The following is a 5,180-nucleotide window of genomic DNA, read 5'->3' as shown; positions in this document are numbered from 1 at the left end:
TGAGCCTATTGATGTCTATAAAAGCAACGATAGTAACTATACTGCTGGCAATCAAGACGCTCATGATCATGACACTCACCTAGAGCAAAACACCGCGCCAAGAGATACCAAAGGCTATCAGCGTACGTTACTGATTAGCTTTGTGATCATCACAGGCTATATGTTTATCGAGGCGATTGGTGGCTTACTGACAGGCAGCTTGGCGTTACTCTCTGATGCAGGACACATGCTCAGCGACGCCATCGCCCTTGGTGCGACGTTGATGGCATTTAAAATCGGCGAAAAAGCCGCCACCCATCAAAAGACCTTTGGCTATAAACGCTTTGAGATTATCGTGGCCACCGTCAATGGTGCGACGCTAGTAATTATCGCCTTGATGATTTTTTATGAAGCGATCAAACGTTTTAACTCACCGCCTGAGATTGCGACGCAAGGTATGCTGATTGTGGCAACGGTCGGTATGCTGGTCAATATCTTGGTCGCTTGGCTGATGCATCGTGGTAGTAACGGCAGCGATGGACACACCCACAGCCATGGAGCAAATGAAGACAAAGTAAATAAAGAAAAAGCAAATAAAAGCGATGACTCCAAAGAGCCTGTCAACCTCAATATGCAAAGCGCTTACTTGCATGTATTAAGTGATTTGATGGGCTCAGTGGCCGCTATTGTCGCCGCCTTACTGATGATGGGGTTTGGCTGGGTTTGGGCCGATGCCGCAGCGTCGGTGATCGTCGCGGTACTTATCTTAGTAAGTGGTTATCGCGTTGTACGTGATTCGGTACATATCTTGATGGAGGGCACGCCAGAAGGCATATCGCTGGTGGATGTCGAAGACAAACTGCTTGCCCATCCACAAGTGAAACAAGTTCATGACCTGCATATTTGGAGCATCACCAGCGGGCTAAATGCGCTATCTTGCCATGTGATGGTCGATGGGGATATGAGAATCTCGAATGCCAGCGTATTGATTGCCAATCTTGAGCAAGGGTTGCTTGCGCTTGGTATTCATCACGCCACCATTCAGGTTGAAAGCTTGTCACACCCGCAGACCAGCGCCCATAGCGATGCATTGGTCTGCGACATATCAGAGCAGCAAAGCTCTGCGAATAGCCATATCGGGCACAGTCACTAGGGCGTGCCCTCCATTTAATCGACAATCACCTAAATGGGTTAAAAATAGCCCACTCTGCTTATCACTTAACCATTACCGCCAACCCATCTCAACAATTTCTAGCAAAACTTTACTTATCCTGTTTAAAAAAAACCTTTTATTGGCGTTTATATGGTTATAATAATTATAAACTGCTATTTACTGATTAATTTGCCATGGCAGATACACTGAGTTGTATTTTTTAACCGATTCCTTGACGATGTGATCTTATGTCTAGACGTTCCGCGCCCTTTGTCGCCCCAGACTATATTGACAACCCAACGTCAAAGGAGGGCAAAAAACACGCCAAAGTTTTGCTATCGACGCTGCAAGACGATATTGCTCAGTTTCGTGACGAGCAGTTTCCACCTGATATCTTGCGTCAGATCCGCGACATGCCTATTTACGAAGGTAACTTAGCCGAGGTACAGGCCTACCAGCAGCGTTGGCAGCCCCTACTTGAGCGAGCGATGGCTTTTTATCCTGCAGCCAACCTACCGCCCGATTATTTGCCACTGCCAGCCAGCCTTGAGATACCGCAGTTTATTTATCATGTGCAGCGCCTACATCTGACCAAAACCCGAGCCAAAGAATCCAAAAGCTTTGGCTCGGTCGGTGCCCTGATTGATAAATGCGGCGATTATAGTGCCGAGGAGACTGCGCGCATGTCAGCAGTATTTGATAACGATGACGAGGCAAGATTGGTGGCGCATCGTGAGTTTATTGACCTACGTGCTTATGTATTTTGCCGCGATAGTAAGGGTGAGATGATGGAGCCTGAGCGCGTACGCTTTTATCGTACCGGTCTTATCGTCCATGCGTTGCCTGATTTTAAAGTGGTCGATAGCAGACAGACACCGCGTAAGCGCCGTAACGATGCTTACAACAACCCCATCGCCGACAATGGCGTTTGGAAAATTTACCGCAAAAAATAACGCAGGTTTCTGATATTTTTTTGACCACGTTTTTGATTATGTCTTTGACCTTGCCACTATTTGAGGATACCAGATGTTCGCTGCCGCCGCCGGCTCACCAAATTTGATGTTACAAGCTACAATCTTCTTAGGAGCAGCGCTGCTGTTTGTACCCCTTGGTAAACGATTTGGTATCGCGACAGTTTTAGGGTATCTCATTACTGGTTTGATTTTGGGGCCGAGCGGCTTGGATGTGGCAGGTGACGCTGAGAGCTTGCTGCATTTCTCTGAATTTGGCGTGGTCATGCTGCTGTTTATCATTGGCCTTGAGCTACAACCATCGCGGCTTTGGGCACTACGGCGCTCGATCTTTGTCCTCGGTGGTCTGCAAGTTGGCCTCACTGGCATGCTGTTAATGTGGCTTTTGCACCACTTTTTTTCTTTGGCATTAGATACTGCCTTTATCGTCGGTTTTGGCCTTGCGCTCTCCTCCACCGCTTTTGTCTTACAGATACTGACCGAAAAGCAGCAGCTCTCTAGCACTCATGGCCGTGAAGCCTTTACTATTTTATTGTTTCAAGACATCGCCGTCATTCCTTTATTGGCGGTCATTCCGTTTTTGTCAGGGGTGCGCGAGCAAAGCTACGATCTGGTGTATTTTGGTAAAGTGTTTGCCGTATTTGCGGGTCTGATTTTTGCCAGCCGTTATGTGGTACGTCCATTTTTTAAGTTTGTGGCCTCCAGTGGTGCCTCTGAGCTGCTCACGGCGGTGGCGCTTTTTATTGTGATGGGCGTGTCGATTTTGATGGGTCAGATTGGTCTATCAATGGCACTTTTTTATTGTGATGGGCGTGTCGATTTTGATGGGTCAGATTGGTCTATCAATGGCACTGGGCGCGTTTTTGACGGGCGTATTGCTGGCAGACTCTGAATATCGTCACGAGCTCGAAGCCAGTATCGAGCCGTTTAAAGGCTTGCTTTTGGGCTTGTTTTTTATGTCGGTTGGCATGCTCACAGACGTCAAGCTTATCTTAGCGGAGCCTATTTTTATTATTGGCTGCGCCATTGCGCTGATGGTGATTAAGTTTGCCGTGATTACCGCCATCGCCAAAGTCTCAGGCAATCGCTGGCCAACCAGTATTAGGCTGGGCGTGACACTGGCACAAGGTGGTGAATTTGCCTTTGTCCTCTTTAGCGTGGCGAGCGCCCAAAACGTCTTGCGCCCTGAGGTTGCCAACACCTTAAACCTCATCGTCACCATCTCTATGGCGCTCACACCGCTGGCGTTTTTATTGCTAGAAAAAATCGGCGAGCCATTATTTGCCAAAAGTAAGCCCAGCCGTGAGTACGATGCGATTCCTGATCATGAGCACCAAGTCATCATTGCAGGGTTTGGCCGTGTCGGGCAGATTATCGGGCGCGTACTGCGCATGCACAATATCGAATTTACCGCCATTGAACGCTCAGCCAACCGTGTCGATTTCGTGCGTAAATTTGGTAACCAAGTCTATTACGGCGACCCAAAAAACCCTGAAATTCTCCGCGCTGCTGGCATCAAAAAAGCACGGGTGTTTATATTGGCGATTGACGATTTGGAGCGCTCTATCACCACCGCCCAGTATTTGCGCAAAAACTATCCCGATATGATCGTCCTAGCACGAGCGCGGGATCGTCAGCATTATTATCGCCTGCGTGAAGTAGGCGTACGTCATATTTGGCGCGAGACTTACCTGTCGTCGTTAGATATGTCGCGCGAGTCGCTACAGCTGCTGGGTATCTCTCCAGAAAAAGCCCGAGAAACGGTGCAGACATTCCGTGATTACGATGATGACTTGATTGAGCGCCAGCAAGCCATTTATGACGACGAAGCCAGCCTGATCGAGTCGGCTCAGTCAGCCATGGCAGAGCTTGAGAGTCTATTTGATGAAGATATCGATAAAGCGCGCAAGATGGATTTGACTGACTTTTATGAGCCACTAAAGAGTCAAGCAACGCCTGTCGATGACCAAGATGCCAGCGCCGCTGATTCCAAACCCTAAAGCATTGTCATTCTAAAACATTGTCCTCGACTACTTTGACGACATTGACTGGGATACACGCTCGATAGCACAGCACACCCTTGCTCCGATATCCATGCATCAATCAGCTAGGCAGCTTTTGGGGGCTTGTTTTTTATTGAATGAGCTGGTGCAAGCCCAATCATCACTATCTGGCAGATGATAAAAAACCAAGGTCTGATCATTGAGGTAGCGCACTGGAAAGCTAACGTTTTGAATGGTCGCAATGATGGCGCAATCGGTATTGGTCACCCCTGGCGCTTGGGCGGCGACATGCATGCGCACCTGCTGATCTTCGGTACTAAGCGGCAGATGCACAGGACACTGCCCAGTCTGCTGATAGATCAGCGCCACCCGATTTTGGGCGTTTTTGGCGATATCATAGGTATCAAACAGCACCGCGTTTTCTTTTGGTTTGGCAATAATAGGCAAAAACTGCACTTTAATTACCAGTAGTGCAAATGCAAAAAACCCAAAGCCAAGCCCCAAACCAAACAAGCTCACGCCGCCTTCTTTTTTTAGGTGCGCCTTTTGCGCCTCCTCATCACGCGGATGGTCATTGATAGCATCCGCAATCTCGCGACGCGCCATACGATAATAATAGGCATCCGTCCAACGCGCCACCATAAACGACCAAAACAGCCAAATAGCCGCGGCAATACCGATACGGGTGGCCATCTGATACGCATCAGGGACATAAGACATCGCCACAAACTCAAACGCAACCAAGACCAGCGCCACATTAAGCTGAATAAACGACCAACCCGCCACACTATAGACAATGGCGTCCATATAGCGCTTGCGGTATAGCAGCCAAGGAAAGGTGACAAAAAATGCCGCCCAGTGCCATTTGGGCGACAAATACCCTTGCTCATCAAATTCTTCAAAGCGCTTTAGATAATAATGCTGGCTACGATGGCCAATAAACCATTTGTCCAGCTGCCTGCGCTTGGCTGCTGTGAGCTGTTCTTGATAAAACGGTGGTGGCGAATCCGTTTCGATAAATAACATGAGAGTACGCTCTATAGTTAGCTGAATGTAAAACTGTTATGGATTTAA

3 protein-coding genes and 1 pseudogene are annotated in these 5,180 nt (G+C 48.3%); 3 read left to right on the top strand and 1 reads right to left on the bottom strand.

Going from position 1 to position 5,180, the window contains the following annotated elements; genetic code table 11:
- The first annotated feature begins 7 nt into the window (after nucleotides 1-7).
- From NK638_RS11805 to NK638_RS12475, 3 genes and pseudogenes are all read left to right on the top strand, one after another.
- Nucleotides 8-1,132 carry a cation diffusion facilitator family transporter gene (locus tag NK638_RS11805; protein WP_274633158.1) on the top strand — a complete coding sequence of 375 codons (1,125 nt, stop codon included), beginning with the start codon at nucleotides 8-10 and terminating at the stop codon, nucleotides 1,130-1,132.
- 248 nt (nucleotides 1,133-1,380) lie between these two features.
- On the top strand, nucleotides 1,381-2,085 hold the full coding sequence (locus tag NK638_RS11800) for a hypothetical protein (RefSeq protein WP_192996077.1): 705 nt from the start codon (nucleotides 1,381-1,383) through the stop codon (nucleotides 2,083-2,085).
- Nucleotides 2,086-2,158: 73 nt separating this feature from the next.
- A pseudogene (locus NK638_RS12475) lies at nucleotides 2,159-4,103 on the top strand (cation:proton antiporter domain-containing protein).
- 99 nt (nucleotides 4,104-4,202) lie between these two features.
- Here NK638_RS12475 and NK638_RS11785 read toward each other — a convergent pair.
- Entirely contained in the window at nucleotides 4,203-5,132 is a 930-nt protein-coding gene (locus NK638_RS11785; RefSeq protein ID WP_274633155.1) for a DUF2628 domain-containing protein, read from the bottom strand.
- Nucleotides 5,133-5,180 lie beyond the last annotated feature (48 nt).

It is taken from the genome of Psychrobacter sp. A3 (assembly GCF_028823565.1).
Lineage (GTDB): Bacteria > Pseudomonadota > Gammaproteobacteria > Pseudomonadales > Moraxellaceae > Psychrobacter > Psychrobacter celer.
The sequence above is the reverse complement of the archived record's forward strand: the minus strand, read 5'-3'. Positions and strand labels throughout refer to the sequence as shown.